At 68.8% G+C, this 23,046-nt stretch carries 24 protein-coding genes; 16 read left to right on the forward strand and 8 right to left on the reverse strand.

The window, feature by feature from the left end; all coding sequences use genetic code 11:
- Nucleotides 1-13 precede the first annotated feature (13 nt).
- Together lpdA and sucB are read left to right on the forward strand one after the other, a co-directional pair.
- On the forward strand, nucleotides 14-1,384 hold the full coding sequence (lpdA, locus tag ALI144C_RS25370; protein WP_076989676.1) for a dihydrolipoyl dehydrogenase: 1,371 nt from the start codon (nucleotides 14-16) through the stop codon (nucleotides 1,382-1,384).
- 52 nt (nucleotides 1,385-1,436) lie between these two features.
- Complete coding sequence (sucB, locus tag ALI144C_RS25375) at nucleotides 1,437-3,203, forward strand: 2-oxoglutarate dehydrogenase, E2 component, dihydrolipoamide succinyltransferase (RefSeq protein WP_076989677.1); 1,767 nt, start codon at nucleotides 1,437-1,439, stop codon at nucleotides 3,201-3,203.
- A gap of 595 nt (nucleotides 3,204-3,798) precedes the next feature.
- Here sucB and ALI144C_RS25380 read toward each other — a convergent pair.
- Complete coding sequence (locus ALI144C_RS25380) at nucleotides 3,799-5,277, reverse strand: leucyl aminopeptidase (RefSeq protein ID WP_076989678.1); 1,479 nt, start codon at nucleotides 5,275-5,277, stop codon at nucleotides 3,799-3,801.
- A gap of 154 nt (nucleotides 5,278-5,431) precedes the next feature.
- On the opposite strand from ALI144C_RS25380, the gene ALI144C_RS25385 reads away from it, so the two are divergent.
- On the forward strand, nucleotides 5,432-6,661 hold the full coding sequence (locus ALI144C_RS25385) for an APC family permease (protein WP_083753374.1): 1,230 nt from the start codon (nucleotides 5,432-5,434) through the stop codon (nucleotides 6,659-6,661).
- Nucleotides 6,662-6,689: 28 nt separating this feature from the next.
- A complete protein-coding gene (gene gcvT / locus ALI144C_RS25390) occupies nucleotides 6,690-7,778 on the forward strand; it encodes a glycine cleavage system aminomethyltransferase GcvT (RefSeq protein ID WP_076989680.1) in 1,089 nt (362 codons plus the stop codon).
- A 13-nt stretch (nucleotides 7,779-7,791) separates the two neighbouring features.
- Here the strand turns inward: gcvT and ALI144C_RS25395 are convergent, their stop codons facing one another.
- Nucleotides 7,792-8,082 (reverse strand): hypothetical protein, encoded by a 291-nt coding sequence (locus tag ALI144C_RS25395; protein ID WP_076989681.1) that lies wholly within the window; start codon nucleotides 8,080-8,082, stop codon nucleotides 7,792-7,794.
- Between the two features lie 164 nt (nucleotides 8,083-8,246).
- On the opposite strand from ALI144C_RS25395, the gene ALI144C_RS25400 reads away from it, so the two are divergent.
- Nucleotides 8,247-9,338: a branched-chain amino acid aminotransferase gene (locus tag ALI144C_RS25400; RefSeq protein WP_076989682.1), complete on the forward strand. Its 1,092-nt coding sequence runs from the start codon at nucleotides 8,247-8,249 to the stop codon at nucleotides 9,336-9,338.
- A 43-nt stretch (nucleotides 9,339-9,381) separates the two neighbouring features.
- On the opposite strand, the gene ALI144C_RS25405 is transcribed toward ALI144C_RS25400, so the two are convergent.
- Nucleotides 9,382-9,579, reverse strand: a complete 198-nt coding sequence (locus tag ALI144C_RS25405; protein WP_076990038.1) for a hypothetical protein — start codon at nucleotides 9,577-9,579, stop codon at nucleotides 9,382-9,384.
- Nucleotides 9,580-9,641: 62 nt separating this feature from the next.
- Here ALI144C_RS25405 and cobU point away from each other — a divergent pair, with 62 nt between their 5' ends.
- From cobU to ALI144C_RS25425, 4 genes are all read left to right on the forward strand, one after another.
- On the forward strand, nucleotides 9,642-10,169 hold the full coding sequence (gene cobU / locus ALI144C_RS25410) for a bifunctional adenosylcobinamide kinase/adenosylcobinamide-phosphate guanylyltransferase (RefSeq protein ID WP_076989683.1): 528 nt from the start codon (nucleotides 9,642-9,644) through the stop codon (nucleotides 10,167-10,169).
- Between the two features lie 13 nt (nucleotides 10,170-10,182).
- Complete coding sequence (cobT, locus tag ALI144C_RS25415; RefSeq protein WP_076989684.1) at nucleotides 10,183-11,289, forward strand: nicotinate-nucleotide--dimethylbenzimidazole phosphoribosyltransferase; 1,107 nt, start codon at nucleotides 10,183-10,185, stop codon at nucleotides 11,287-11,289.
- Entirely contained in the window at nucleotides 11,289-12,002 is a 714-nt protein-coding gene (locus ALI144C_RS25420; protein ID WP_076989685.1) for an adenosylcobinamide-GDP ribazoletransferase, read from the forward strand. Before cobT ends, ALI144C_RS25420 begins: the two co-directional genes overlap by 1 nt.
- A 61-nt stretch (nucleotides 12,003-12,063) precedes the next feature.
- A complete protein-coding gene (locus ALI144C_RS25425) occupies nucleotides 12,064-13,050 on the forward strand; it encodes an aldo/keto reductase family protein (protein ID WP_076989686.1) in 987 nt (328 codons plus the stop codon).
- 62 nt (nucleotides 13,051-13,112) lie between these two features.
- On the opposite strand, the gene ALI144C_RS25430 is transcribed toward ALI144C_RS25425, so the two are convergent.
- Entirely contained in the window at nucleotides 13,113-13,757 is a 645-nt protein-coding gene (locus tag ALI144C_RS25430) for a DUF3043 domain-containing protein (RefSeq protein WP_076990039.1), read from the reverse strand.
- A 182-nt stretch (nucleotides 13,758-13,939) separates the two neighbouring features.
- Here ALI144C_RS25430 and ALI144C_RS25435 point away from each other — a divergent pair, with 182 nt between their 5' ends.
- On the forward strand, nucleotides 13,940-14,305 hold the full coding sequence (locus ALI144C_RS25435) for a HesB/IscA family protein (RefSeq protein WP_076989687.1): 366 nt from the start codon (nucleotides 13,940-13,942) through the stop codon (nucleotides 14,303-14,305).
- A gap of 89 nt (nucleotides 14,306-14,394) precedes the next feature.
- Here the strand turns inward: ALI144C_RS25435 and ALI144C_RS55735 are convergent, their stop codons facing one another.
- Entirely contained in the window at nucleotides 14,395-14,568 is a 174-nt protein-coding gene (locus ALI144C_RS55735) for a hypothetical protein (RefSeq protein ID WP_168211350.1), read from the reverse strand.
- 205 nt (nucleotides 14,569-14,773) lie between these two features.
- Between ALI144C_RS55735 and ALI144C_RS25440 the strand changes: the two genes are divergently transcribed.
- Nucleotides 14,774-15,709 (forward strand): carbohydrate kinase family protein, encoded by a 936-nt coding sequence (locus tag ALI144C_RS25440; RefSeq protein ID WP_076989688.1) that lies wholly within the window; start codon nucleotides 14,774-14,776, stop codon nucleotides 15,707-15,709.
- The gene (locus ALI144C_RS25445) at nucleotides 15,706-16,170 is read left to right on the forward strand and encodes an XdhC family protein (protein WP_076989689.1); all 465 of its coding nucleotides are present in this window, start codon (nucleotides 15,706-15,708) and stop codon (nucleotides 16,168-16,170) included. Before ALI144C_RS25440 ends, ALI144C_RS25445 begins: the two co-directional genes overlap by 4 nt.
- 43 nt (nucleotides 16,171-16,213) lie before the next feature.
- On the opposite strand, the gene asnB is transcribed toward ALI144C_RS25445, so the two are convergent.
- Nucleotides 16,214-18,139 (reverse strand): asparagine synthase (glutamine-hydrolyzing), encoded by a 1,926-nt coding sequence (gene asnB / locus ALI144C_RS25450; protein ID WP_076989690.1) that lies wholly within the window; start codon nucleotides 18,137-18,139, stop codon nucleotides 16,214-16,216.
- Between the two features lie 162 nt (nucleotides 18,140-18,301).
- Here asnB and ctaC point away from each other — a divergent pair, with 162 nt between their 5' ends.
- Nucleotides 18,302-19,234: an aa3-type cytochrome oxidase subunit II gene (gene ctaC / locus ALI144C_RS25455; protein ID WP_076989691.1), complete on the forward strand. Its 933-nt coding sequence runs from the start codon at nucleotides 18,302-18,304 to the stop codon at nucleotides 19,232-19,234.
- A gap of 19 nt (nucleotides 19,235-19,253) precedes the next feature.
- Nucleotides 19,254-19,652 carry a cytochrome c oxidase subunit 4 gene (locus ALI144C_RS25460; RefSeq protein ID WP_076989692.1) on the forward strand — a complete coding sequence of 133 codons (399 nt, stop codon included), beginning with the start codon at nucleotides 19,254-19,256 and terminating at the stop codon, nucleotides 19,650-19,652.
- A 229-nt stretch (nucleotides 19,653-19,881) separates the two neighbouring features.
- Here ALI144C_RS25460 and trpD read toward each other — a convergent pair whose 3' ends face one another.
- Both trpD and ALI144C_RS25470 read right to left on the reverse strand, forming a co-directional pair.
- On the reverse strand, nucleotides 19,882-20,922 hold the full coding sequence (trpD, locus tag ALI144C_RS25465; RefSeq protein ID WP_076989693.1) for an anthranilate phosphoribosyltransferase: 1,041 nt from the start codon (nucleotides 20,920-20,922) through the stop codon (nucleotides 19,882-19,884).
- A gap of 5 nt (nucleotides 20,923-20,927) precedes the next feature.
- Nucleotides 20,928-21,338 carry a hypothetical protein gene (locus ALI144C_RS25470; RefSeq protein WP_076989694.1) on the reverse strand — a complete coding sequence of 137 codons (411 nt, stop codon included), beginning with the start codon at nucleotides 21,336-21,338 and terminating at the stop codon, nucleotides 20,928-20,930.
- A 129-nt stretch (nucleotides 21,339-21,467) separates the two neighbouring features.
- Here ALI144C_RS25470 and ctaE point away from each other — a divergent pair, with 129 nt between their 5' ends.
- Together ctaE and qcrC are read left to right on the forward strand one after the other, a co-directional pair.
- Nucleotides 21,468-22,097: an aa3-type cytochrome oxidase subunit III gene (ctaE, locus tag ALI144C_RS25475; protein WP_076989695.1), complete on the forward strand. Its 630-nt coding sequence runs from the start codon at nucleotides 21,468-21,470 to the stop codon at nucleotides 22,095-22,097.
- A 60-nt stretch (nucleotides 22,098-22,157) separates the two neighbouring features.
- On the forward strand, nucleotides 22,158-23,006 hold the full coding sequence (gene qcrC, locus ALI144C_RS25480; protein ID WP_076989696.1) for a cytochrome bc1 complex diheme cytochrome c subunit: 849 nt from the start codon (nucleotides 22,158-22,160) through the stop codon (nucleotides 23,004-23,006).
- The last annotated feature ends 40 nt before the right edge of the window (nucleotides 23,007-23,046 follow it).

The raw sequence follows: 23,046 nt of genomic DNA on the forward strand, positions 1-23,046 counted from the left end.
GCGAGGAGACCTTGTGAGTGACACCTCCGCTGACCTGGTGATCTTGGGTGGCGGGTCGGGCGGTTATGCCTGCGCGTTCCGCGCCGCCGAACTCGGCCTGTCCGTGATCGTGGTGGAGAAGGACAAGCTGGGCGGAACCTGCCTGCACCGCGGCTGCATCCCGACGAAGGCGCTGCTGCACGCCGCCGAGATCGCCGACAACGTGCGCGAAGGTGACCAGTTCGGGGTCAAGAGCTCGCTCGAAGGCATCGATATCAATGGCGTGAACTCGTACAAGGACGGCGTGATCTCGCAGCTCTACAAGGGCCTGCAGGGCCTGGCGAAGCTGAACAAGGTCAAGATGGTCGAGGGCACGGGCACGTTCGTCGCGCCGAACGCGGTCGACGTCGACGGCACCCGCTACACCGGCAAGAACGTCGTGCTGGCCAGCGGGTCGTACGCCAAGACCCTGCCCGGCCTGGACATCGGCGGCCGGATCATCACCTCCGACCAGGCGCTGAACCTGGACTACGTGCCCGAGCGGGTCGTGGTGCTCGGCGGCGGCGTGATCGGTGTCGAGTTCGCCAGCGTGTGGCGCTCCTTCGGGGCCGAGGTGACCATCGTCGAGGCGCTGCCCCGGCTGGTCCCGCTGGAGGACGAGTACGCCTCCAAGCAGCTCGAGCGCGCCTTCCGCAAGCGCGGCATCAAGTTCAAGACCGGCGTGCGGTTCACCGGCGCCACCCAGACCGACGACGCGGTCACCGTGTCGCTGGAGTCCGGTGACCAGTTCGAGGCGGACCTGCTGCTGGTCGCCGTCGGCCGTGGCCCGAACACCGCGGCGATGGGCTACGAGGAGGCCGGGGTCACCATGGACCGCGGTTTCGTGCTCACCGACGAGCGGCTGCGCACCAACCTGCCTAACGTGTACGCCGTCGGCGACATCGTGCCAGGCCTGCAGCTCGCGCACCGCGGCTTCCAGCAGGGCATCTTCGTGGCCGAGCAGATCGTCGGGCAGAACCCGAAGCTGATCGACGAGGCCGGGATCCCGCGCGTGACGTACTGCAAGCCGGAGGTGGCGTCGGTCGGCCTGACCGAGGCCGCGGCCAAGGAGAAGTACGGCTCGGCGGAAACCCTGGTCTACGACCTCGCCGGCAACGGCAAGAGCAAGATCCTGAAGACGTCCGGGGGCGTTAAGGTCATCAAGGCACCGGACGGCCCCGTGGTCGGCATGACCCTTGTCGGTGAACGAGTCGGGGAACTCATCGGCGAGGCACAGCTGATCTACGGCTGGGAGGCGTATCCGGAAGACGTCGCCCCGCTGATCCACGCACACCCAACGCAGACCGAAGCCATCGGCGAGGCATTCCTCGCCCTTGCCGGCAAGCCCCTGCACGTGCACGGCTGACGCACGGGCTCGAGGTCAGCCAAGCTCAAACGCACGAGGAGTAAGCGAAACAATGGCCTTCTCCGTCCAGATGCCGGCCCTTGGTGAGAGTGTCACCGAGGGCACGGTCACCCGGTGGCTGAAGCAGGTGGGCGACACCGTCGAGGTCGACGAGCCCTTGCTGGAAGTCTCCACCGACAAGGTCGACACAGAGATCCCGTCGCCCGCGGCCGGTGTGCTTGAGCGCATCGTCGCCCAGGAGGACGAGACCGTCGAGATCGGCGCGGAACTCGCGGTGATCGGTGACGGCAGCGGCGCCTCCGGTGGGGATTCGGCGCCCGAGCAGTCGGCGCCCCAGCAGTCGGCACCGCAGCAGGAGGAAGCTCCTGCGCCGGAGCCCGAGCCAGAGCCGGACCCCGAGCCGGAGCCTGCCCCGCAGGCCTCGTCCGGCGGTGGTGGCGGCGCGGCGTCCGGAACCCCGGTGACGATGCCGGAGCTCGGCGAGAGCGTCACCGAGGGCACCGTGACCCGCTGGCTCAAGCAGGTCGGCGACTCGGTCGCGGTCGACGAGCCGCTGCTGGAGGTGTCCACCGACAAGGTGGACACCGAGATCCCGTCCCCGGTGGCCGGAACGCTGCTGGAGATCACGGCGGGCGAGGACGACACCGTCGAGGTCGGCGGCCAGCTCGCGGTGGTCGGCTCGGCCGACGCGGCACCAGCACAGCAGGCACCGGAGCCCAAGCCGGAACCGAAGCCCGAGCCCAAGCCGGAACCGAAACCCGAGCCCGCCGCCCAGGCCCCGGCTCCCGCCCAGGCACCAGCACCGGCCCCGGCGCCCAAGCCCGAACCGGCGCCAGCGCCCGCTCCGGCTGCGCAGAACAACGGCTCGGCAGGCGGCGACGCGCCGTACGTGACGCCGTTGGTGCGCAAGCTGGCGTCCGAGAACGACATCGACCTGTCCTCGGTGACCGGTACCGGTGTCGGCGGCCGCATCCGCAAGCAGGACGTGCTCGCGGCGGTCGAGGCCAAGAAGAAGCCCGCGCCCGCTCCCGCGGCCCCGGCAGCGACAGCGGCGGCTCCGGCCCCGTCGGCCGCGCCGACCGCCGAGGCGTCCGCACTGCGCGGCAAGACCGAGAAACTGCCGCGGCTGCGCCAGATCGTCGCGCAGCGCACCCGTGAGTCGCTGCAGGTCTCGGCTCAGCTGACGCAGCTGTTCGAAGTGGACGTCACCAAGATCGCCCGGCTGCGGCAGCAGGCGAAGGACTCTTTCCTGGCCCGCGAAGGCGTGAAGCTGACGTTCCTGCCGTTCTTCGCCAAGGCGACGGTGGAAGCGCTCAAGCAGCACCCGAAGCTGAACGCGTCGATCAACGAGGAGGCCAAAGAGGTCACCTACCACGGTGCCGAGCACCTCGGGATCGCGATCGACACGGAGAAGGGCCTGCTCAACGCGGTCATCCACAACGCGGGTGACCTCAACCTGACGGGCCTGGCAGGCAAGATCGCGGACCTCGCGGCCCGCGCGAGGTCGAACAAGATCAAGCCGGACGAGCTGGCAGGCGGAACCTTCTCACTGACCAACCTCGGTACGGCGGGAGCCCTGTCGGACACCCCGATCATCCTGCAGCCGCAGGTGGGCATCCTCGGAGTCGGTGCGGTGGTGAAGCGCCCAGTGGTGATCACCGACGAGAACGGCGCGGACTCGATCGCGATCCGTTCGATGGTGTACCTGTCGCTGACCTACGACCACCGCCTGGTGGACGGCGCGGACGCCGGTCGTTTCCTGACGACGATCAAGCGCCGCCTGCAGGAAGGCAACTTCGAGGCCGAACTCGGTCTGTAGCGGCAGCAACGAGAAAGGCCCTTCCCGCCGAACGACGGGAAGGGCCTTTTTCACGTTGTCGATCCAGGCGGAGTGAGGGAGAGCCAACCCTATCGGCTGGTGCGCAACCCGAGCCTGATCGGCCAGCGGGCAAGTGGGGTCTGGTCGATGGGTGGGCAGGCGCGATGCTGACGGCTTGCGCTTGCGCGCAAGTCTTCTCGGGCTGCGGTTGCTCTGCACTAGCGCAGGCTGGCTGTGGGCTTCGCTGGTTGCTGTGTCAGGTCCTGGATTCGGCTGCCGGACGGAGACCTCGCAGAGCCCGTCCTGGACACCACAGTGGCGGACATCAGAAGCGCGCTGGCACTCAGCGTTGTGGCTGCGGCAGCGGTGGTCCACGCGGTTGTGCCGGACATGCGGCACAGGGGCCACGGCACCTTGCTGTTCACTACCGTGGCCGCGCGGTGTCGGGCATCGCCTACGCGGCCGAGTCGGTCTACACGCGGATGCTCCACGACACACTCGCCGACCAAGGGGTGCACGCCGCGCAACTCGTCCTGCGCTGAACGACAAAGGTCCCTCTGCCCAGTGGACAGAGGGACCGTGTGCCTTGGGGTTGTCAGCCGTTCTCGGCGATGTCGGCCAGGACCGCCGCGATCGTGCGGACCGGTACGCCCGTGCCGCCGCGGGCGGTGTAGCCGAACGCACCGCCGCTGTTGTAGGCCGGGCCTGCCACGTCGATGTGCGCCCACTCGAGGTCGGCCGGGACGAACTCCTTCAGGAAGTGGCCCGCCGCCAGCATTCCGCCCCAGCGGTGGCCGGTGACGTTCGCCAGGTCCGCGATCCGTGAGTCCAGGTCGCCACGCAGCTCGTCCGGCAGCGGCATCGCCCACGAGTTCTCGCCCACTGCCTGGCCGATGCGGGCCACGCGGTCGCGGAAGTCGTCGGACCCCATCACGCCCGCCGTGCGCTTGCCCAGCGCCACCAGCTGTGCGCCGGTCAGGGTCGCGGTCTCGATCAGGTAGTCCGGGTTGTCCTCGCCCGCGCGCACGATCGCGTCGGCGAGGATCAGCCTTCCTTCCGCGTCGGTGTTCAGCACTTCCACCGTCTTGCCGCCATACATCGTCAGCACGTCGCCGGGCCGGTAGGACGTTCCCGACGGCATGTTCTCCGCGATCGGCACGGTCGCGATCACCTCGAGCGGGTACTTCAGCTTCGCCGCGAGCACGACCGACGCCACGACCGCCGCCGCGCCGGACATGTCGGAGGTCATCTCCTCCATGTTGGCCGGGGGCTTGAGCGAGATACCGCCCGTGTCGAACGTGATGCCCTTGCCGACCAGCGCGACCTTCTTCGACGCCTTCGGTCCCTTGTAGGACAGCCGCACGAGGCGCGGCAGCCGCGAGGAGCCGCTGCCCACGCCGAGGATGCCGCCGAAGCCGCCCCTGCGCAGCGCCTTCTCGTCGAGCACCTCGACCGTCAGGCCCGCCGCTTCGCCCAGTTTGGCCGCGCGGTCGGCGAAGGAGGCGGGGAAGAGGTCGTTGGGCGGGGTGTTGATCAGGTCACGGGCCGTCGACACCGCTTCCGCGATCGCCGTCGCGGCCTTCAGCGTCGCCTTGTTCTCCTTGGAGTTCTCCGCCGCGAAGTCGACACGGCCGACCGGGCCGTCGCCCGCGTCGGACTTGTACTCGGTGAAGGTGTACGCACCGAGCACGGTTCCTTCGACCGCTGCCTGCAAGTCCACCTGGGACAGCAGGTTGTGCGCGCGCTTCACACCCGACAGCGCACGGGCCGCCGCGCCCGCCGCACGACGGACCTGCTCCGAGGTCGGGTCCTGCTTGCCGAGGCCCACTGCCAGCACCACACCGGCCTTGAGCTTGCCGAGCGTCGGCAGCTTCACGACCTCTTCCGCCTTGCCGGTCGCACCGAGGCTGGTCAGCACGTCGACGAGCGAACCGTCGAACGCGGCGTCGACGGCATCGGCACCCGGTGCGAGGGTGAAGCCATCGCCGTCCTGCTGCACTGTCCCGACCACCACGACGTCGGCGGTGATATCAGCGGCTGCTTGTTCGGACAGGGCTAGTTTGGGGGCGGTCACGGGCTACTCCTCGTCGGGCTTGTTTAGTGACGCATGCTAACGACCACCGGCGGCCTTGTGACCCGCCAGGGTGATGGAGAAAACGAGTGAACCAAGTGGCCCGCTGTTCCGGTACACCGGCCCCGTCTGACACTGTGTCCAGGTGCAACGAGCCGTGTCGGACCGGCTGAGGGCCACCGCCGGGATCATCCCCGGCCTGTCGGGGATGCTCGGTGCCGGGCTGCTGGTCGCCGTCTCGCCCGCGGCAGCGGCTGCGGGTACCTGGCTGCTGGCCGGTGCCGTCGTCGCGTTCCTGGCTGCCCTGTGCAGCGCTTTCTCCACATCCGACCAGTCGCGCCGGTTCGTCGGCGTGGGCGGCGGCTACCTGTACAGCCGCCACCAGCTGGGGCTTCTGCCCGGCCGGATGGCCGGGAGTGCCGCGCTGGTCGGTCGCATCGTGGCCGGTGCCGCGATCGCGGGCACGTTCGGTGTGTACGTCGTACCGGAGCAGCCGGTCGTGGCGGCGATCGTGGTGAGTCTCGTCGCCGCTGTCGCCGACGCGTTCGGGGTCCGCCCGTCCCGTGGCGTGGCCATCGCCGTAATGGTGATCACGCTCATCGGTATGGCGTTGTTCATAGCTGTGGCGTTCGCCATCGCGCCACCACCGCCGTTGCCGTTACCCGCCGATGTCGCGGGTGCGGACGACGCCAGTGGCCTGCTCGCCGCTGCCGGGGCGATGTTCTTCGGCTTCCTGGGGTTCGAGTACGTCACTTCCTCGTCCGAGCAGGAGTACTCGGCCCGTCAGTTGCACGTCGCCGTCCCGGTGATCATGGTCGGCACCCTCGCCGTCACCGTCGCCGTCGGCAGCGCCGCGTTGCACCAGCTGGGCGGACCGCGGCTGGCGCTGTCACCCGCGCCGCTGATGGACGCGCTCGCCGCCGCCGACGCGTTGTCACTCCAGCCACTGATGGCTGGTGTCGCCGGGATCGCCACGGCGTACGGGCTGTTGTTGGCGATCGGGTCGATCCGGCGCACGCTCAGCGCGATGGCCGAGTTCTCCGACGTACCACCCGCGCTGGCGATCGTCGGCTCACGCGGGGTGTCCGCCCCCGCCGCCTGCCTGAGTGGTGCCGCCGTGGCCGTCGCCGCCGGTCTGCTGAACCCGCCGCAGGCGATCGGCATCGCCGCGTGCCTGCTGCTGTTCTACTACGCGTTCACCAACGCCGCCGCCCGCCTGTTGCTGCCGTCGGACCGGGCGTGGCCGCGCCGGGCGGCGTGTTTCGGGCTGGGTCTCTCGGTGCTCATCGGGATGAACATGTCGGTGAAGTACCTGGCTGTCGTGGTGCTCGTGATGGTCGTCGGCTGTGTCGCGGGCGCCGTCACCTCCAGGTACGCCCGAAAGTAGGTGCGGGCGCGCTGTAACGTTCGCTGGCGTGACTGAGCAGCTGCTACGAGGGCCCTTGCACGACCTGCACGCGAGCCTAGACGCCACCTTCGCCCCGTTCGGGGGCTGGGAGATGCCGATCCAGTACAAGACCGGTGTGGTCGCCGAGCACACGGCGGTCCGTGAGGACGTGGGCATCTTCGACGTGTCGCACCTCGGCAAGGTCCGCGTGACCGGACCGGGTGCGGCCGACTTCGTCAACCGGTGCCTGACCAACGACCTGAACCGGATCGCACCGGGCAAGGCCCAGTACACCCTGTGCTGCACCGAGACCGGCGGCACGGTCGACGACATCATCGTCTACCTCGTCGGCAGCGAGGACGTGTTCCTCGTGCCGAACGCGGCCAACACCGCCGAGGTCGCCCGCATGCTCATCGCCGCGGCGCCCGAGGGCATCTCAGTCACCGACGAGCACCGCGACCACGCCGTGCTGGCCGTGCAGGGCCCGCGTTCGGCTGAACTGCTCGACGGACTCGGACTGCCCACCGAGCTGGAGTACATGGCCTACCGCGACGCGGAGTGGCGTGGCATCAACGTGCGCGTGTGCCGCACCGGTTACACCGGCGAGCACGGCTACGAGCTGATCCCCGCATGGGGCGACGCGCCGGTCGTGTGGGAGGCGCTGCGTGAGGCGGGCGCCACGGCCTGTGGCCTGGGCGCGCGTGACACGTTGCGTACCGAGATGGGCTACCCGCTGCACGGTCACGAACTGTCGCTGGAGATCAGCCCGGTGCAGGCCGGGTCGACGTGGGCGGTGGGCTGGAAGAAGGACGAGTTCTGGGGCCGCGAGGCGCTCGTGGCCGAGCGCAAGGAGCCCGCGCGGCGGCTGCGCTGCCTGCGTGCGCTGGAGCGCGGTGTGCCGCGGCCGGACATGGCCGTGCTGGACGCCGACGGCAAGCAGATCGGCGTGACCACGTCAGGCACGTTCTCCCCGACGCTCAAGACCGGTATCGCGCTCGCCCTGATCGACACTTCGGCGGATGTCGACTTCGGTACCGAGGTCACGCTGGACGTGCGGGGACGGAAACTGCGGTTCGAGGTCGTGAAGCCGCCGTTCGTGCAGACGAACGTGCGCTGAGTGCGCCCGGGGCCTACGTGGCGGCGATCGTGACGATGAACAACAGGACGGCGAGGACGAGGGTGAGCACGAACGGGCCGCCCTCGACGTCGCGCGGGAAGAACTTCTTGTTGTGCTTCTTGCGCCACCACAGGGCCCACCACAGCGCGCCGAGCAGGCCGAGGATCGCGCCGAAGAAGCTCAGCCACGCGTAGCCGAGCAGCACGAGCAGGCCGAGGCCGAACGGCATCAGCGCGCCGACGATCGCGACGCGGAAGTCGGATCCGGTCCCAGCGGACACGGCGTTCTCACCACTGTTCACCACGGCGCCATCCTAGTCGCGGCGCCGTGGCGGACAGTTCGGATTGGTGCCTAATTCGATGCCAATCCGCGCCGGGCCGCCCGATTCCCAGGTGTACCCGAAAGTAGGACGTCCGATCCTCGGGATGACGACTTTCTCGCGGCGCTGACGCCGACTAACGTGCACCCATGACGTCCACGCTGTCGTTCCACCAGACCTCCAGCCCGAACCCGGCGACCCCGGAGCGGCTCGCGGAGGTATTGGCCGATCCTGGCTTCGGACAGCATTTCACCGACCACATGGTGACGATTCGCTGGAGCAGCGACCAGGGCTGGCATTCCGCCTCGCTTGAGCCGTACCACGCGCTCACGCTGGACCCCGCGGCCACCGTGCTGCACTACGGTCAGGCGATCTTCGAAGGCCTCAAGGCCTACCGCCACCAGGACGGCTCGATCGTGGCCTTCCGCCCGGACGCGAACGCGGAGCGGTTCCAGAACTCCGCGCGCCGCCTGGCGATGCCCGAACTGCCGACGTCCCTGTTCCTCGAGTCGCTGCACCAGGTGGTGTCCATCGACAGCCGGTGGGTGCCCGACCGCGCCGAGGCGTCGCTGTACCTGCGGCCGTTCATGATCTCCGACGAGTCCACTTTGGGCGTGAACCGGCCTGCGAACCACTACCTGTACGCGATGATCGCCTCCCCGGCGGGCCCGTACTTCGCCAGCGGCGTGAAGCCGGTGAAGGTGTGGATCTGCACCGACTACGTGCGCGCGGCGCCAGGCGGGACCGGCGCGGCCAAGTGCGCGGGCAACTACGCGGCGTCGTTCGTCGCACAGGCGCAAGCGGTCGAAGAGGGCTGCGACCAGGTGGTCTGGCTGGACGGCGTGGAGCGGCGCTGGGTGGAGGAGGTCGGCGCGATGAACCTGTTCTTCGTGTTCGGCGACCGCCTGGTGACCCCGGAGCTGTCGGGCGCGCTGCTGCCGGGCATCACCCGGGACAGCCTGCTGACACTGGCCCGCGACCTCGGGTACACAGTGGAGGAACGCAGGATCTCGGTCGACGAGTGGGAGAAGAAGGCCGCGACCGGCGAGCTGACCGAGGTCTTCGGCTGCGGCACGGCCGCGGTGATCACCCCGGTCGGCACGGTGAAGAACTCGACCGGCGAGTTCACCGTCAACGGCGGACAGCCCGGCGAGGTCACCATGAAGCTCCGCGCGGCGCTCAACGACCTGCAACGCGGCGTGACCCCGGACACCCACGGCTGGCTGCACCGCCTGGCCTGAAACTCTCGTGAGTGTTTTCCGGGGTTCCAACCCCGGAAACCACTCACGAGCTGTGCAGGGACATTGGGCCGTAGACCTCGGCTTCGCCGTGCAGCAGCGTCACGCGGTCGACCCCGGCGGCCAGCAGGTCCTGCCAGGACTGGCTGAGCCAGTCCTCCGCCTCGGTCTGGCCACCGAACAGGGGCTCGTCGCCCGGGACGTCCCGGCCGCCCGCGTCCTGGCAGCGCCATCGGTAGTCCACATCCACCGCCTTCACCGGTAGCTTTGGGCCGAGGCTATGTCACCCGGCTACGTGAGGGACACGTGACGCGCAGGACACTGGTTTTGGGCGGGGTACGCTCCGGCAAGTCGGCGCACGCGGAGGGCCTGCTGCCCGCCGACGAAGAGGTCCTGTACGTGGCCACCGGCCGCAGGGACCCGACCGATCCGGAGTGGACGGCCCGGATAGACACGCACATCGCCCGGCGGCCGCACACGTGGCGGACCGTCGAGGCGTCACGGGAACTCGCCGACGTGGTGCGCGCGGCGAAGGGCTGGACGCTGGTCGACGACATCGCCACGTGGCTGACCGGGGTGATGGACGCGGCAGGCGCGTGGGAAGGCGCGGGGCTCGACCTGGTCCGCCGGGAGGGCGCGATGCTGGTGGAGGCCGTCGCCGCGACCGAGGCCCGCGTCGTGCTGGTGTCGTCGGAGGTCGGGCTGGGCGTTGTCCCGCACACGCGCTCTGGCAGGCTCTTCCGTGACGAGCTCGGCGCCCTCAACACCGCGTTGGCGCAACGCTGTGACGAGGTCCTCCTGCTCGTGGCCGGTATACCGATGCGGTTGCGTTGATGGAGGTTCCGGGGTGTTCCCGTACGTTTCCCCACCCGACGAGTCGGCCAAGCGGGACGCGCTGGCCAGGCAGGACCAGCTGACCAAACCCGCGGGCGCGTTGGGCAGGCTCGAGGAGCTCGGGGTGTGGGTGGCGGCGTGCCAGGGCGTCTGCCCGCCGAAGCCGTTCACCCGGCCCAGGGTGGTGGTGTTCGCGGGTGACCACGGCGTCGCGGCCAAGGGCGTGTCGGCGTACCCCAGTGAGGTCACCGCGCAGATGGTGGCGAACTTCCTCGCCGGTGGTGCGGCGGTGAACGTGCTCGCGGCGACCGCCGGTGCGACGGTCCGGGTCGTGGACATGTCGGTCGCGGTGCGGACGGCCGCGCCGGAGCAGGTGACGGAGTTCAAGGTCAGGCAGGGTTCCGGGTCCATCGACCACGAGGACGCGCTCACCGAGGACGAGGTCAAAGCGGCGGTCGAAGCGGGCAAGACCATCGCCGACCAGGAAGTCGACGGCGGCGCGGACCTGCTGGTCGCCGGCGACATGGGCATCGGCAACACGACCCCGGCCGCGGTCATCGTCGCGGCGCTGACCGGCGCCGAGCCGGTCGCGGTGGTCGGCAGGGGAACCGGCATCGACGACCGGACGTGGATGCGCAAGACGGCCGCGATCCGGGACGCGCTGCGCCGCGCCCGCAAGGTCAGCGCGGACCCGGCGGCGCTGCTGCGCACGACGGCCGGAGCGGACATCGCCGCGATGGCGGGATTCCTCGCCCAGGCGGCGGTTCGCAGGACACCGGTGATCCTCGACGGCGTGGTGTCGGGCGCGGCGGCCCTCGTCGCGGAGGAGCTGGCCCCGGGCGCCCGCCTGTGGTGGGTCGCGGGCCACCAGAGCACCGAGCCGTCGCACAAGCTGGCCCTCGAACAGCTGGGCCTGGAGCCGTTGCTGGACATGAACATGCGCCTCGGCGAAGGCTCGGGTGCGTTGACCGCGCTGCCGCTGGTGGCGATGGCGGCCAGGATCCTGGCGGAGATGGCGACGTTCCAGGACGCCAACATCTCCGGCCCGGCCGACGCCGCCCGTCCGGCCGACACGGACACCTCCGCCCCAGCCGACCTCTCCGACCCAGCCGACGCCTAGTGCTGCTCGCCTTCTCCTGGCTGACGGTGCTGCCGCTGCGGCCAGGGCGGGTCGACGCGGCCGGGGCACGCCGGGCGATCGCCGTGGCGCCCCTGGTCGGGGTGGTTCTTGGCCTGCTCGTGGCGGCCGTGCTGCAGGGGGCGCACGGCCTGCTCGGCGGGTTTCTGTGCGTGGGCCTGGTGGCGTTGGCGACGCGGGGAATGCACCTCGACGGTCTGGCCGACACCGTGGACGGCCTCGGGTGCTACGGGCCGCCGGAGCGCGCTTTGGCCGTGATGAAGGACGGCGGCGTCGGCGCGTTCGCCGTGGTGGCCCTCGTTGTCGTGCTGGGCCTGCAATCGGTTGCGCTCGCGACTGCCCACTGGGGAGCGGTCGTGCTGGCGTTCGCCGCGGGGCGTGCCTCTTTCGCGTGGTGCTGCCGCCGGGGAACGCCTGCGGCCCGTCCGGACGGGCTCGGGGCGCTGGTCGCCGGGTCCCAGTCGGTGTACGTGCCTGCCGGGTGGTTCGTTTTCCTCACCGCCGCGGCGGTTCCTGCCGTTCCGGACCGCCTGTGGGCCGGGCCGCTCGCTGTGCTGCTCGCCGCCGCCGCGCTGGCGGTGTTCACCGCGCACATCCGCAGGCGGTTCGGTGGCATCACCGGCGACGTCCTCGGCGCGGCGTGTGAGCTGACAGTCACGGTGATCCTGGTCGTCTGTGCGCTGGCGAGCAGCTGACCTGGGCGGACTTGGGGGACACGGTTAGCGTTGCGAACGAATTTGGCGTTAAGTTGTCGGCATGGAGTTTCGGAGGCTTGGCCGCAGTGGACTGACGGTCAGTGAGATCTCGTACGGCAACTGGATCACGCACGGCTCGCAGGTCGAGGAGGAGCAGGCGGTCGCCTGCGTGCGGGCGGCGCTCGACGCCGGGATCACCACGTTCGACACCGCCGACGTCTACGCCAACACCGCCGCCGAGTCGGTGCTGGGGCGGGCGCTTGCCGGGCAGCGGCGGGAGAGCCTGGAAATCCTCACCAAGGTCTTCTGGCCGACGGGCCCCAAGGGGCCCAACGACAGCGGCCTCGGCCGCAAGCACATCATCGAGTCGGCCAACGCGTCGCTCAAGCGGCTGCAGACCGACTACGTCGACGTCTACCAGGCGCACCGGTTCGACCGCACGGTCCCGCTCGAGGAGACCATGCTGGCGTTCGCCGAGCTGGTCAGGCAGGGCAAGGCGCTCTACATCGGTGTGTCGGAGTGGACCGCCGAGCAGATCACCCAGGGCGCCGCGCTGGCCCGTGAGCTGCGGGTGCCGTTCATCTCCAACCAGCCGCAGTACTCCATGCTGTGGCGGGTGATCGAGTCGCAGGTCATCCCCGCGTCCGAGCGGGAGGGCCTCGGCCAGATCGTGTTCTCGCCGATCGCGCAGGGCGTGCTGACCGGCAAGTACCTGCCCGGCCAGCCGGTTCCCGAGGGGTCGCGGGCCACCGACGAGTCCGGCAAGAACTTCGTCGGTCGCTGGTTGCGGGACGACGTGCTCGAGCGCGTCCAGCAGCTCAAGCCGCTGGCCGCCGAGGCCGGGCTGAGCCTGGCCCAGTTCGCCGTCGCGTGGGTGCTGCAGAACAAGAACGTCTCGTCGGCCATCATCGGCGCCTCCCGGCCCGAGCAGGTCACCGAGAACGTCAAGGCGTCCGGTGTCGTGCTGGAGCAGGGCCTGCTGGACAAGATCGACGCGGTCCTCGACGACGTCGTCACGACCGACCCGAGGCTCACCCAGACCCCGTGAGCCGAAACCGGCCCGTGCGTGACTCGCACGGGCCGGTTCACCGGGAAGAACTGACTGGAAACTCAGCGGGGGATGGCGTCGCCGGGCTTGAGGCGGGGCTTGGGCACCCGCAGCTTGCGGATCTGGCTCGCCCGCACGAACGCGTACCAGCCGATCGACGCGCCCCGGACCGTCTCCTTCGGGAACCTCTCCCTGACCAGCTTGGTCACCCTGCGGCCGTTGATGACGCCCTCGAGGATCATCATGATCAGCATCGCCAGGCACACGAGCGTCGCGTAGTTCTGCACGATCGGGTTGGGCATCAGCAATGCGACGAACACCACAATTGCCAGCGGCATGAAGAGCCCGAGCAGGTTGCGGCGCGAATCCACCAGGTCACGCACGTAGGCCTTGACCGGGCCGCGGTCACGCGGCATCAGGTACTTGTCGTCGCCCGCCATCATCCGCTCACGGCGCTCCGCGGTGGCGGCGCGGCGCTCGTCCTTGGACGGGCGAGTCTGCTTCGCGCGGCGCATGGCCTCGCGCGTGGTCTGCGGAGCGGGCGCGACCGGGCCGCGCCTGCGGGCCTCCGCGTCGCGGCGCTTGGGCGTCGGCTTGCCCTTGCCCGCCGTGAACGCGCGGTTCGCGGGCTCCTCGACATCGACCCCTGTCTCCTCGACAGCGGCGGTGTCGGCCTTGTCATCTGAATTGCGGCGCAGGAACCTCACGTCCACTAGGTTATGACAAGCCCCGACCGGCTGGTTCGCCGGATGCGCCACGTCGCGCGGCAGGTGCGGTGGTGCCGTGCGACCACGCGTCAAGGCGACTGCCCCCGAACGTGTGTCACCATGGAATAAGACACCACGGCGATGTGTTCGCACCGCTGTAGTCGGATCTTCAAGGGAGTGTCATGACGACCGCGCAGGAGAACACGACCGAAGCGGCGACCACGCACGGCGTGACGTTGTCCGAGAACGCCGCGAGCAAGGCCAAGGCACTGCTCGAGCAGGAAGGTCGCGACGACATGCACCTGCGGATCGCCGTCCAGCCAGGGGGCTGCGCCGGTCTGCGGTACCAGCTGTTCTTCGACGAGCGCTCGCTCGACGGCGACCTCTACCGTGACTTCGACGGCCTCAAGGTGGCCGTCGACCGGATGAGCGCCCCGTACGTCGAGGGTGCCGTCATCGACTTCGTGGACACCATCGAGAAGCAGGGCTTCACGATCGAGAACCCGAACGCCACCGGCTCGTGCGCCTGCGGCGACTCGTTCCACTGAGCCCCACGGGCGACAAAAGCGACAAAAGGGCCGCTGCCGTACTCGGCAGCGGCCCTTTCGCGCCCTGTCAGACGATCTCGGCGGACGGGTCAGACGTACTCGTCGAGGTCCTTGACCTGTGCGTGGCAGCCCTCGGTGACCTCCCACGCCGGTGCCAGCCGCTGCGGCGGGAATCCCTGAGCCGGGGACTGCCGGACGGATGGCGGGATGTCGGCGCAGTCGGCGATCAGCTCGTCGATCGAATCGGCCTCGGTGATGTTCACAGACCTCACGTTATTGAGGGGAAAACGAACTTCCCATGCTTACCGCTCGGTAGTGTGGTGTGGCAGCCGGTGAACCACCCGCACGGGTGGCGATGTCGTGTGTCCTGCCGAGGCGGGACACTGGTGGCTGACGTCGTCGCTCGCACAAGACAGGAGGGCTGAAGTGCCCGTTGCCGTATCCGGAAGTATCGCAAGCGATCACTTGATGCACTTTCCGGGACGCTTCGCCGAGCAGGTCCTGCCGGAACAGATCCACCGGCTCTCGCTCAGCTTCCTCGTTGACGACCTCCAGGTCCGCCGCGGTGGGATCGGCGCGAACATCGCCTTCGGAATGGGCGTGCTCGGCTGCAACCCCGTCCTCGTCGGCGCCGCGGGCAAGGACTTCGACGACTACCGCTCGTGGCTGGAGCGGCACGGCGTCGACTGCCGGGGAGTGCACATCTCCGAGACGGCGCAGACCGCGCGGTTCGTCTGCACGACAGACGAAGACATGTCCCAGATCGCCTCGTTCTACGCGGGCGCGATGGCCGAGTCCCGGCAGATCGAGATCAAGCCGATCGTCGACCAGGTCGGCGAGCTCGACCTGGTGATGATCAGTCCGGACGACCCGGACGCGATGATCAGGCACGCACAGGAGTGCCGCCAGCGCGGCTACACCTTCGCCGTCGACCCGTCGCAGCAGCTGGCCAGGATGAACGGCGAGCAGGTCCGCGAGTTCCTCGTCGGCGCCAAGTACCTGTTCAGCAACGACTACGAGTGGGAGCTGCTGCTCAAGAAGACCGGTTGGACCGAGGCCGAGGTGCTCGACAAGGTCGGCATGCGGATCACCACGCTCGGCGAGAAGGGCGCGGAGATCATCGACCGCAAGGGCCCGGTCGTGCACGTGACCGCCGTGCCCGAGCTGGCCAAGGCCGACCCGACCGGCGTCGGCGACGCGTTCCGCGCCGGGTTCCTCGCCGGGCTGTCCCACGGCCTCGACCTGGAGCGGGCCGCGCAGCTGGGCTCCTACATCGCTGTGCTCGTCCTGGAGACGATGGGCCCGCAGGAGTGGACCTTCGACGCCGCCGAGGCCGTGACGCGGATCAGCGGCGCGTTCGGCCCGGAAGCGGCGCAGGACATCGCGGCGATCCTGCCGTCATGACAGACCCCTCCTGCGACGTGGCGCACGGCAGGGTCGTGCCGGAGGTCGAGCACCGCGGCCTGGTCGCGGTGTTCGACACACCGGTGGCCCGGCACCTCGTGCGCTACGCGCAGGACCTGGGGTTCTCCGCTTTCGTCCACGAGCCGTCCGAGGCGCTGCCGGAGTTGGACGGCACCTACGACGTCGTGGTGACCGACCACCACCGCGACGAGCTGGGCACCGTGTTGCGTGACGTGCTGGCGTACCCGGTCAGGTGGGTCGGCGTGATGGGCAACCCCCGCCACGAAGGCCCGCACGTGCAGGCGCTCAAGGCGCTGGGCGTGCCCGACGAGCAGATCAAGCGGGTGCACCGCCCGGTCGGCCTGAACATCGGGTCGCGCACCCCGCCCGAGATCGCCGTCGCGACGATCGCGGGCCTGGTGGCGGACCGCAACGCCCGCCCCGGCGGCTTCGACTTCTGAGGCGCACGGAAAAGGGGCCCCAGCTGGGGCCCCTTTTTCATGGTCAGAGACGAACGGGGTAGTGCGGCTCGGGGACCTGCGGGCGGATCCGGCCCTCGACGAAGATGCCGTACCAGATCATGAACACCAGCAGCGCCCACAACCGGCGGCTGTGGTCGATCTCGTTGCGGCGGTGCTCCTCGAGCATCTCCAGGATGGCGGCCTTGTCCAGGAACGGGTCGGTTCCGGAGTCGCGGATGATGCCCGCGGCCCACTCGTAGAGCTCCTCACGCAGCCAGTGCCGCACCGGCACCGGGAAACCCAGCTTGCGCCGGTTGAGCACGTGCGCGGGCACGATGTCGCGCATCGCGGCACGCAGCGCGTACTTCGTGGTCTCCTTGGTGATCTTCTCTTCCAACGGGATGCGGGACGCGACCTTGAAGACCTCGGTGTCCAGGAACGGCACCCGCAGCTCCAGCGAGTTGGCCATGGTCACCTTGTCGGCCTTGACCAGGATGTCGCCGCGCAGCCACGTGAACAGGTCGACGTGCTGCATCCGGGTCACCGGGTCCCAGTCGCGCGAGGCGCGGTAGTGCGGCGCCGTCACGTCCATGTGGCCGATGGCCGGGTTGAACGTCCGCAGCACGCGCCGGATCTGGTCGTCGCGGAAGATCCGGGCGTTGCCGTAGTAGCGCTCTTCCAGCGACAGCGCGCCGCGGCGCAGGAAGTCCTTGCCGCGCTTGCCTTCCGGCATCTTCGTCGACAGGTTGCCCATCGCCTTGCGCAGCGCGCCCGGCACCTTCTCGAAGGCCGCGAGGGAGATCGGCTCGCGGTAGATCGTGTAACCGCCGAACAGCTCGTCCGCGCCCTCGCCGGACAGCACGACCTTCACGTACTGCCTGGCCTCGCGGGCGATGAACCACAACGGCACCAGCGCCGGGTCGGCCACCGGGTCGTCCAGGTACCACACGATCAGCGGCAGGTACTCCATCACTTCCTGCGCCGACACCGTGCGGACCACGTGCTTCACGCCGATCGCCGCCGCGGACTCCGCCGCCACGTCCACCTCGGAGTAGCCCTGGCGCTCGAACCCGGTGGTGAACGTGATCAGGTCCGGGTTGTGCTGCTTGGCCAGCGCCGCGATCGCGGTGGAGTCGATGCCGCCGGACAGGAACGAGCCGACCGTCACGTCCGCGCGCATGTGCTTGGCGACCGAGTCGCGCATCACAGCGGCGATGTCCGAGTGCAGGCGGCCGGACTCGTACTGGCTGACCGACAACGGCTGGAACACCGGGTCGAAGTACCGGTTGGTGGTCATCGTGCCGTCGTGCGTGACCCTGAACGACGTGCCGGACTCGATCCGCCGGACCGTGTCGTGCATGGTCTCCGGCTCCGGCACGTACTGCAGTACGACGTAGTGCTGCAACGCGGTCTTGTCGATCCGCGGCGACACGCTCAGTGCGCGGCTGAGCGCGAGCAGGCTCTTCTTCTCGCTGGCGAACGCCATCCCGCCGGGGCCGGAGGTGTAGAACAGCGGTTTGATGCCGAACGGGTCACGCGCGCCGAACAGTTCGCCCTTGTACGAGTCCCAGATCAGGAAGGCGAACATGCCGCGGAAGCGCTTCACCACATCGGGGCCGTAGAAGTGGTACGCGGCCACCATCGCCTCGGCCTCGCCGTCCGTGGCGAACTTCAGGTTGAACTCGCGCTTGAGGTCCGCACGCAGCTCGAGGTAGTTGTACACCTCGCCGTTGAACAGGATGGTGTACCGGTTCGGCGCGTCCACCGGGCCCCAGTGCAGCGGCTGGTGGGAGTGCGCGATGTCGACGATCGACAACCGGTTGAACCCGAAGATGACCCCGCGGTCGGCCCAGGTACCGCTCTCGTCGGGACCGCGGTGCCGCTGGCAGCGCAGCGCGGCGTCGACCGCGGCGCGGGCCGTGTCGGCGTCGAGTTCGGAAGGGCAGACCAGGCCAAGCAGACCGCACACTCTCTTGAGAACCTTCCATTCGAGTGGTGTTGGAATGGCCAGTATGCCCGGACACGGAACGTGGGCGACGCGCCCCGGCCCCTGATCCGCGTCACATATGTCGCTGAGCTACGCTCCCGCAGGAGCAATCGCTGCAAGTCGCGGCAAGGAGGAGAGCGAACGGTGAGCCAAGAGGAGCGCTCGCGCAAGCGCAGGCTGGCCAAGGTCATCGGGCTGGTCGGCCTGGTCGCGTTCGCGGTGACCGGCTGCTCGACCGACGAGGTGCTGCGGTTCGGCTGGCCCGTCGGTGTCACCGAGCAGGCCGAGGACATGCGCAAGCTGTGGACCGGGTCGGTGATCGCGTCGCTGGTCGTCGGTGTGATCACGTGGGTGTTGATCCTGTGGCCGGTCGCGTTCCACCGCAAGAAGTCCGACAAGCTGCCCAAGCAGACGCAGTACAACAACGCGCTCGAGCTGATCTACACGGGTGTGCCGGTCATCATCGTCGTCGTGCTGTTCGTCTTCACCGCGAGCACCGAGAACAAGGTGCTCGCCGAGACCGACAAGCCGGACGTGAAGGTCGAGGCACTCGCCTTCCAGTGGAACTGGGACTTCAGCTACAAGGAGGTCGGCGGCAGGAAGCCGACGGCACCGGGTGGCGGCGAGATCCACACCGTCGGCAGCAGCAGGGAGATCCCGCTGCTGGTCCTGCCAGCCGGGCGCACGGTCGAGTACCAGCTGCGGTCGCGTGACGTGATCCACTCGTTCTACGTGCCGGAGATGCACTTCAAACGGGACGTCTTCCCGTACCCGGAGAAGAACAACCAGGACAACACGTTCCAGAACAAGATCGCCCGCCCCGGTTCGTTCGTCGGCCGGTGTGCCGAGCTCTGCGGCTCGTACCACGCCTTCATGAACTTCGAGGTCCGCGCGCTGCCAGGCGAGCAGTTCGACCAGTTCATCAGCCTGCGTGGCCAGACCAACCCGAGCACGGGCGCGCCGTACACCACGTCCGAGGCGCTGACCCAGATGAACTGCGGCCAGTTGTGTGCTCCGTACGCGACGACCACGTCCCCGTTCAACACCGACCGCACCGCGCGGACGGCGTCGGGCTGAGGGGCAGGGGAGAGAACCAATGAAGGTCGAAGCCAAGATCTTCCACATCTGCACGTCGTTCTTCTTCGTGGCGGCGATCCTCTACGGCCTGTGGGCCAAGGAGGTGGTCGGCATCGTCGGGCTGACGCTGACCGGTGGCCTGTCGCTGATCGTCGGCAGCTACTTCAGCTTCGTGGCCCGCCGCGTCGAAGAGCGCCCAGAGGACAACCCGGACGCCGAGGTCAGCGACGGTGCCGGTGAGCTGGGCTTCTTCAGCCCGGGCAGCTACTGGCCGGTGGGTGTGGCCGCGTCGGCGGCACTGACCGGGTTCGCTCTGGCTTTCTTCCACATCTGGTTGATCGTGATCGGCATGGTGCTGATCTTGATCACCGTTGGTGGGCTGGTGTTCGAGTACCACACTCAGCCTGACAAGGACTGACTTTTCTTTCGGCTCTGGGCTTCCCGCCTGTGGTGGGAGGCCCTTTGCCGTTGGTTTGAGGGTTCAAGATTTCCCTCGCCGGGGGCTGACCTCTGGGCAGGAGGTCTTCGCGTCGTGTTCTTCCCGGCGCATGTTTTATGACCCCCGAAGCACCACTCTGCGCTTGCGCGCACGCCGCCTGCTCTGCACTTGCGTGCGAGCCGTTGTGGTTTGCACCTCGTCGTGCGGTCTACTTGGCCAGGGCCGCCGACAGCGCCGCCCAGCGGTCCAGCAGGGCCGTCGCCGCGCCCGAATCAACCGCGTCGGCGACTTGGTCCATTCCGGCGCGGAGATCGGCCGTCAGATCGTCCGTGAAGCCCCGATACGCGGCCACCGCGCCCGCGGCGTTCAACAGCACGGCATCGCGCACGTGGCCCTTTTCCCCCGCGAGCATCCGGCGCACCACTTCCGCGTTGTGTGCCGCGTCGCCGCCGCGCAGGTCTGCTGGTGTCGCCAGGGGGACGTCAAATGTAGCCGGATCGATACGTTCGGTCCGGACCTTGCCGCCCTCGACCACTCGCGCCGTGGTCGTCGCGCAGGTGGTGATCTCGTCGAGCCCGTCGTCTCCACGCACGAGCAGCACCGACGCCCCACGGGCGGCGAACACCTCCGCCATCACGGGGGCGAGCCGCTCGAACGCGCAGCCGATCAGTCCCGCCGCGGGCTGCGCCGGGTTCGTCAGCGGCCCCAGTGTGTTGAACGCCGTGGGGATCCCCAGCTCACTGCGGACGGGACCGGCGTGCCGCAGCGCCGGGTGGTAGACGGGCGCGAAGCAGAAGCCGATGCCCAGTTCCTCGACACAGCTGAGCACTCCCGCCGGGCCGAGGCCGATCGCTATGCCCAGCAGTTCCAGCACGTCCGCCGTGCCCGCCTTGGACGACGCGGACCGGTTGCCGTGTTTGACCACCGGCACCCCGGCCGCCGCCGTCACGAGCGCGCTCATCGTCGAGATGTTCACGCTGCCGGACCGGTCGCCGCCTGTGCCGACCACGTCCACCGCGCGGGCGGCCAGCGGTACGCGGGTGGCGTGCTCGAGCATCCCGGCCGCCATTCCGGCGATCTCGGCTGGTGTCTCGCCCTTGCCGCGCAGTCCCACCGCGAACCCCGCTATCTGCGCGTTCGTGGCGTTGCCGGACATGATCTCGTTCATCGCCCACGCGGTGTCTTCGGCGGTCAGGTCACCGCCGTCGACTAAGTGGTTGAGCAGCGCAGGCCAGGTATCGCGCCGCATCCGGCTCAGCCCCGGACGACGGGCAACTTGTGCGAGCGCAGCACGTCCGCGACCGTCTCCGCCGCCGTCAGCGGGTCGAGCGGGTGCACGAGCACGGCGTCCGCCTGCGACCAGGTGGCCAGCCAGCGGTCGTCCTTCCGGCGGACCGCGATCACGATCGGCGGGCAGTCCTCGATCTCGTGCTTGAGCTGGCGGCACAGGCCCATTCCGCCGGTCGGCTGCGCCTCCCCGTCGAGGATCGCCAGGTCACAGTCGCCCTCGTCCATGTGGTAGATCACGTCGGCGACCGTTTCCGCCTCGACGAACGTCACCCTGCCGAGGTCGGCCGCGGGTCGGCGGCCGACTGCTGTGATGATGCTCTCGCGCACCTGGGGGCGGTGGCTGAAGACAAGGATCGTCAGCGGCTGCGTGCTCATATCTTCAGCGCCCTCCGGCTACTCACCAGTCCTGTTCACGACCTTGCTGATGCTATCGCCAGCGGCCCGCGACACGCCCCACGGCCCAACCGGTACCCGACCGGGCGAGGTGAATATCCGCAAGCCATAATGCGTCGCGTGACAACAGCAGCGCCTTCGATCAGCCAGCGTGTGCACTCGCTGAACCGGCCGAACATGGTCAGTGTGGGCACCATCGTGTGGCTGTCCAGTGAGCTGATGTTCTTCGCCGGGCTGTTCGCCATGTTCTTCACGGTGAAGGCGCAGAACTCCACGGGTCACTGGCCGCCCCCGCTCACCCCCGGCGGTGAGCCGATCCACCTGAACCTGCCGTTCGCCACGCCGTTCACGGTGATCCTGATCCTCTCGTCGGTCACCTGCCAGCTCGGTGTGTTCGCCGCCGAGAAGGGCGACGTGTTCGGGCTGCGGCGCTGGTACACCCTCACGCTGGTGATGGGCGCGATCTTCGTGGCCGGTCAGGCGATCGAGTACGTGAACCTGATCCACGAGGGTGTCACCATCCCCTCCGGCGGGTTCGGCACGGTCTTCTACCTGACCACCGGTTTCCACGGTCTGCACGTGATCGGCGGTCTGATCGCCTTCGTGTACCTGCTGATCCGCACCCGGATGAGCAAGTTCACGCCCGCTCAGGCCACCGCCGCGATCGTGGTCTCGTACTACTGGCACTTCGTCGACATCGTGTGGATCGGCCTCTTCGCCGTGATCTACATCGTCCCCTGACACGGTCGCCACACCGGATAACCGAAACCCGAACTGACTCCAGCAAGGTTGCCCATCACCATGACGAGTAAGAAGGCGGAAGCCGCCGGGGAGAGCAAGGCGACGCGCAAGCAAGCCCGCTCCTCCAAGCGGCGTCGGCGGATCTCCGGACTGCTCGCGTTGTTCGTGGCTCTGATCGGTGTCGGCGCGTTGTACAGCGCGATCGCCCCGGAGCCGCAGACAGCCAACGCTTCGCAGGACCCGGCGTTGATCCGCAAGGGTGAGCAGATCTACAACAACACCTGCATCACGTGCCACGGCGAGGGCGCGCAGGGCGTGAAGGACCGCGGCCCCAGCCTGATCGGCATCGGTGAGGCGGCTGTGTACTTCCAGACCTCCACCGGCCGGATGCCGATGGCCGCGCAGACCGCCCAGGCCGAGCGCAAGCCACCGAAGCTGTCGCCGGAAGAGATCGACGCGGTGATCGCGTACATCGAGTCCAAGTCGGCCGGCGCCAACCCCGGGCCCAAGCTGCCCGAGGAAAAGGGCGAGAAGCTGCGCGGGGACAACCCGGCGCGCGGTGGCGAGCTGTTCCGGATGAACTGCGCCTCCTGCCACAACTTCACCGGTCGCGGCGGTGCGTTGTCCTCCGGCAAGTTCGCCCCGGAGCTCGACCCGGCGACCGAGGAGCAGCTTTACGCGGCGATGCTGTCCGGTCCGCAGAACATGCCCAGGTTCTCCGACCGCCAGCTGTCGCCGGAGGAGAAGAAGGACATCATCGCGTACGTCAAGTCGGTGACCGACGGGAACAACAACCCAGGTGGTGCGCCCATCGGCGGGATCGGCCCGCAGTCCGAGGGACTGATCGCGTTCATCGTGGGTATGGCGGCGCTGATTGGCATCACGTTGTGGATCGGAGCCAAGTCGTGAGCGAGCAGAACAAAGAAGGCCTGCCGACCGAGGCCGAGCT

This window comes from Actinosynnema sp. ALI-1.44, from assembly GCF_001984155.1.
In the GTDB taxonomy this organism is placed as follows: Bacteria; Actinomycetota; Actinomycetes; order Mycobacteriales; family Pseudonocardiaceae; genus Kibdelosporangium.

Bases quoted from the DNA above. Each gene is read 5' to 3' on its own strand.
- ALI144C_RS25425 (WP_076989686.1), top strand. From the start codon at position 12,064: ATGGAGTTTCGGAGGCTTGGCCGCAGTGGACTGACGGTCAGTGAGATC.
- ALI144C_RS25470 (WP_076989694.1), bottom strand. From the start codon at position 21,338: ATGAGCACGCAGCCGCTGACGATCCTTGTCTTCAGCCACCGCCCCCAG.
- ALI144C_RS25435 (WP_076989687.1), top strand. From the start codon at position 13,940: ATGACGACCGCGCAGGAGAACACGACCGAAGCGGCGACCACGCACGGC.
- ALI144C_RS25460 (WP_076989692.1), top strand. From the start codon at position 19,254: ATGAAGGTCGAAGCCAAGATCTTCCACATCTGCACGTCGTTCTTCTTC.
- ALI144C_RS25445 (WP_076989689.1), top strand. From the start codon at position 15,706: ATGACAGACCCCTCCTGCGACGTGGCGCACGGCAGGGTCGTGCCGGAG.
- sucB (WP_076989677.1), top strand. From the start codon at position 1,437: ATGGCCTTCTCCGTCCAGATGCCGGCCCTTGGTGAGAGTGTCACCGAG.
- ctaE (WP_076989695.1), top strand. From the start codon at position 21,468: ATGCGTCGCGTGACAACAGCAGCGCCTTCGATCAGCCAGCGTGTGCAC.
- trpD (WP_076989693.1), bottom strand. From the start codon at position 20,922: ATGCGGCGCGATACCTGGCCTGCGCTGCTCAACCACTTAGTCGACGGC.
- ALI144C_RS25400 (WP_076989682.1), top strand. From the start codon at position 8,247: ATGACGTCCACGCTGTCGTTCCACCAGACCTCCAGCCCGAACCCGGCG.
- qcrC (WP_076989696.1), top strand. From the start codon at position 22,158: ATGACGAGTAAGAAGGCGGAAGCCGCCGGGGAGAGCAAGGCGACGCGC.
- ALI144C_RS25440 (WP_076989688.1), top strand. From the start codon at position 14,774: ATGCACTTTCCGGGACGCTTCGCCGAGCAGGTCCTGCCGGAACAGATC.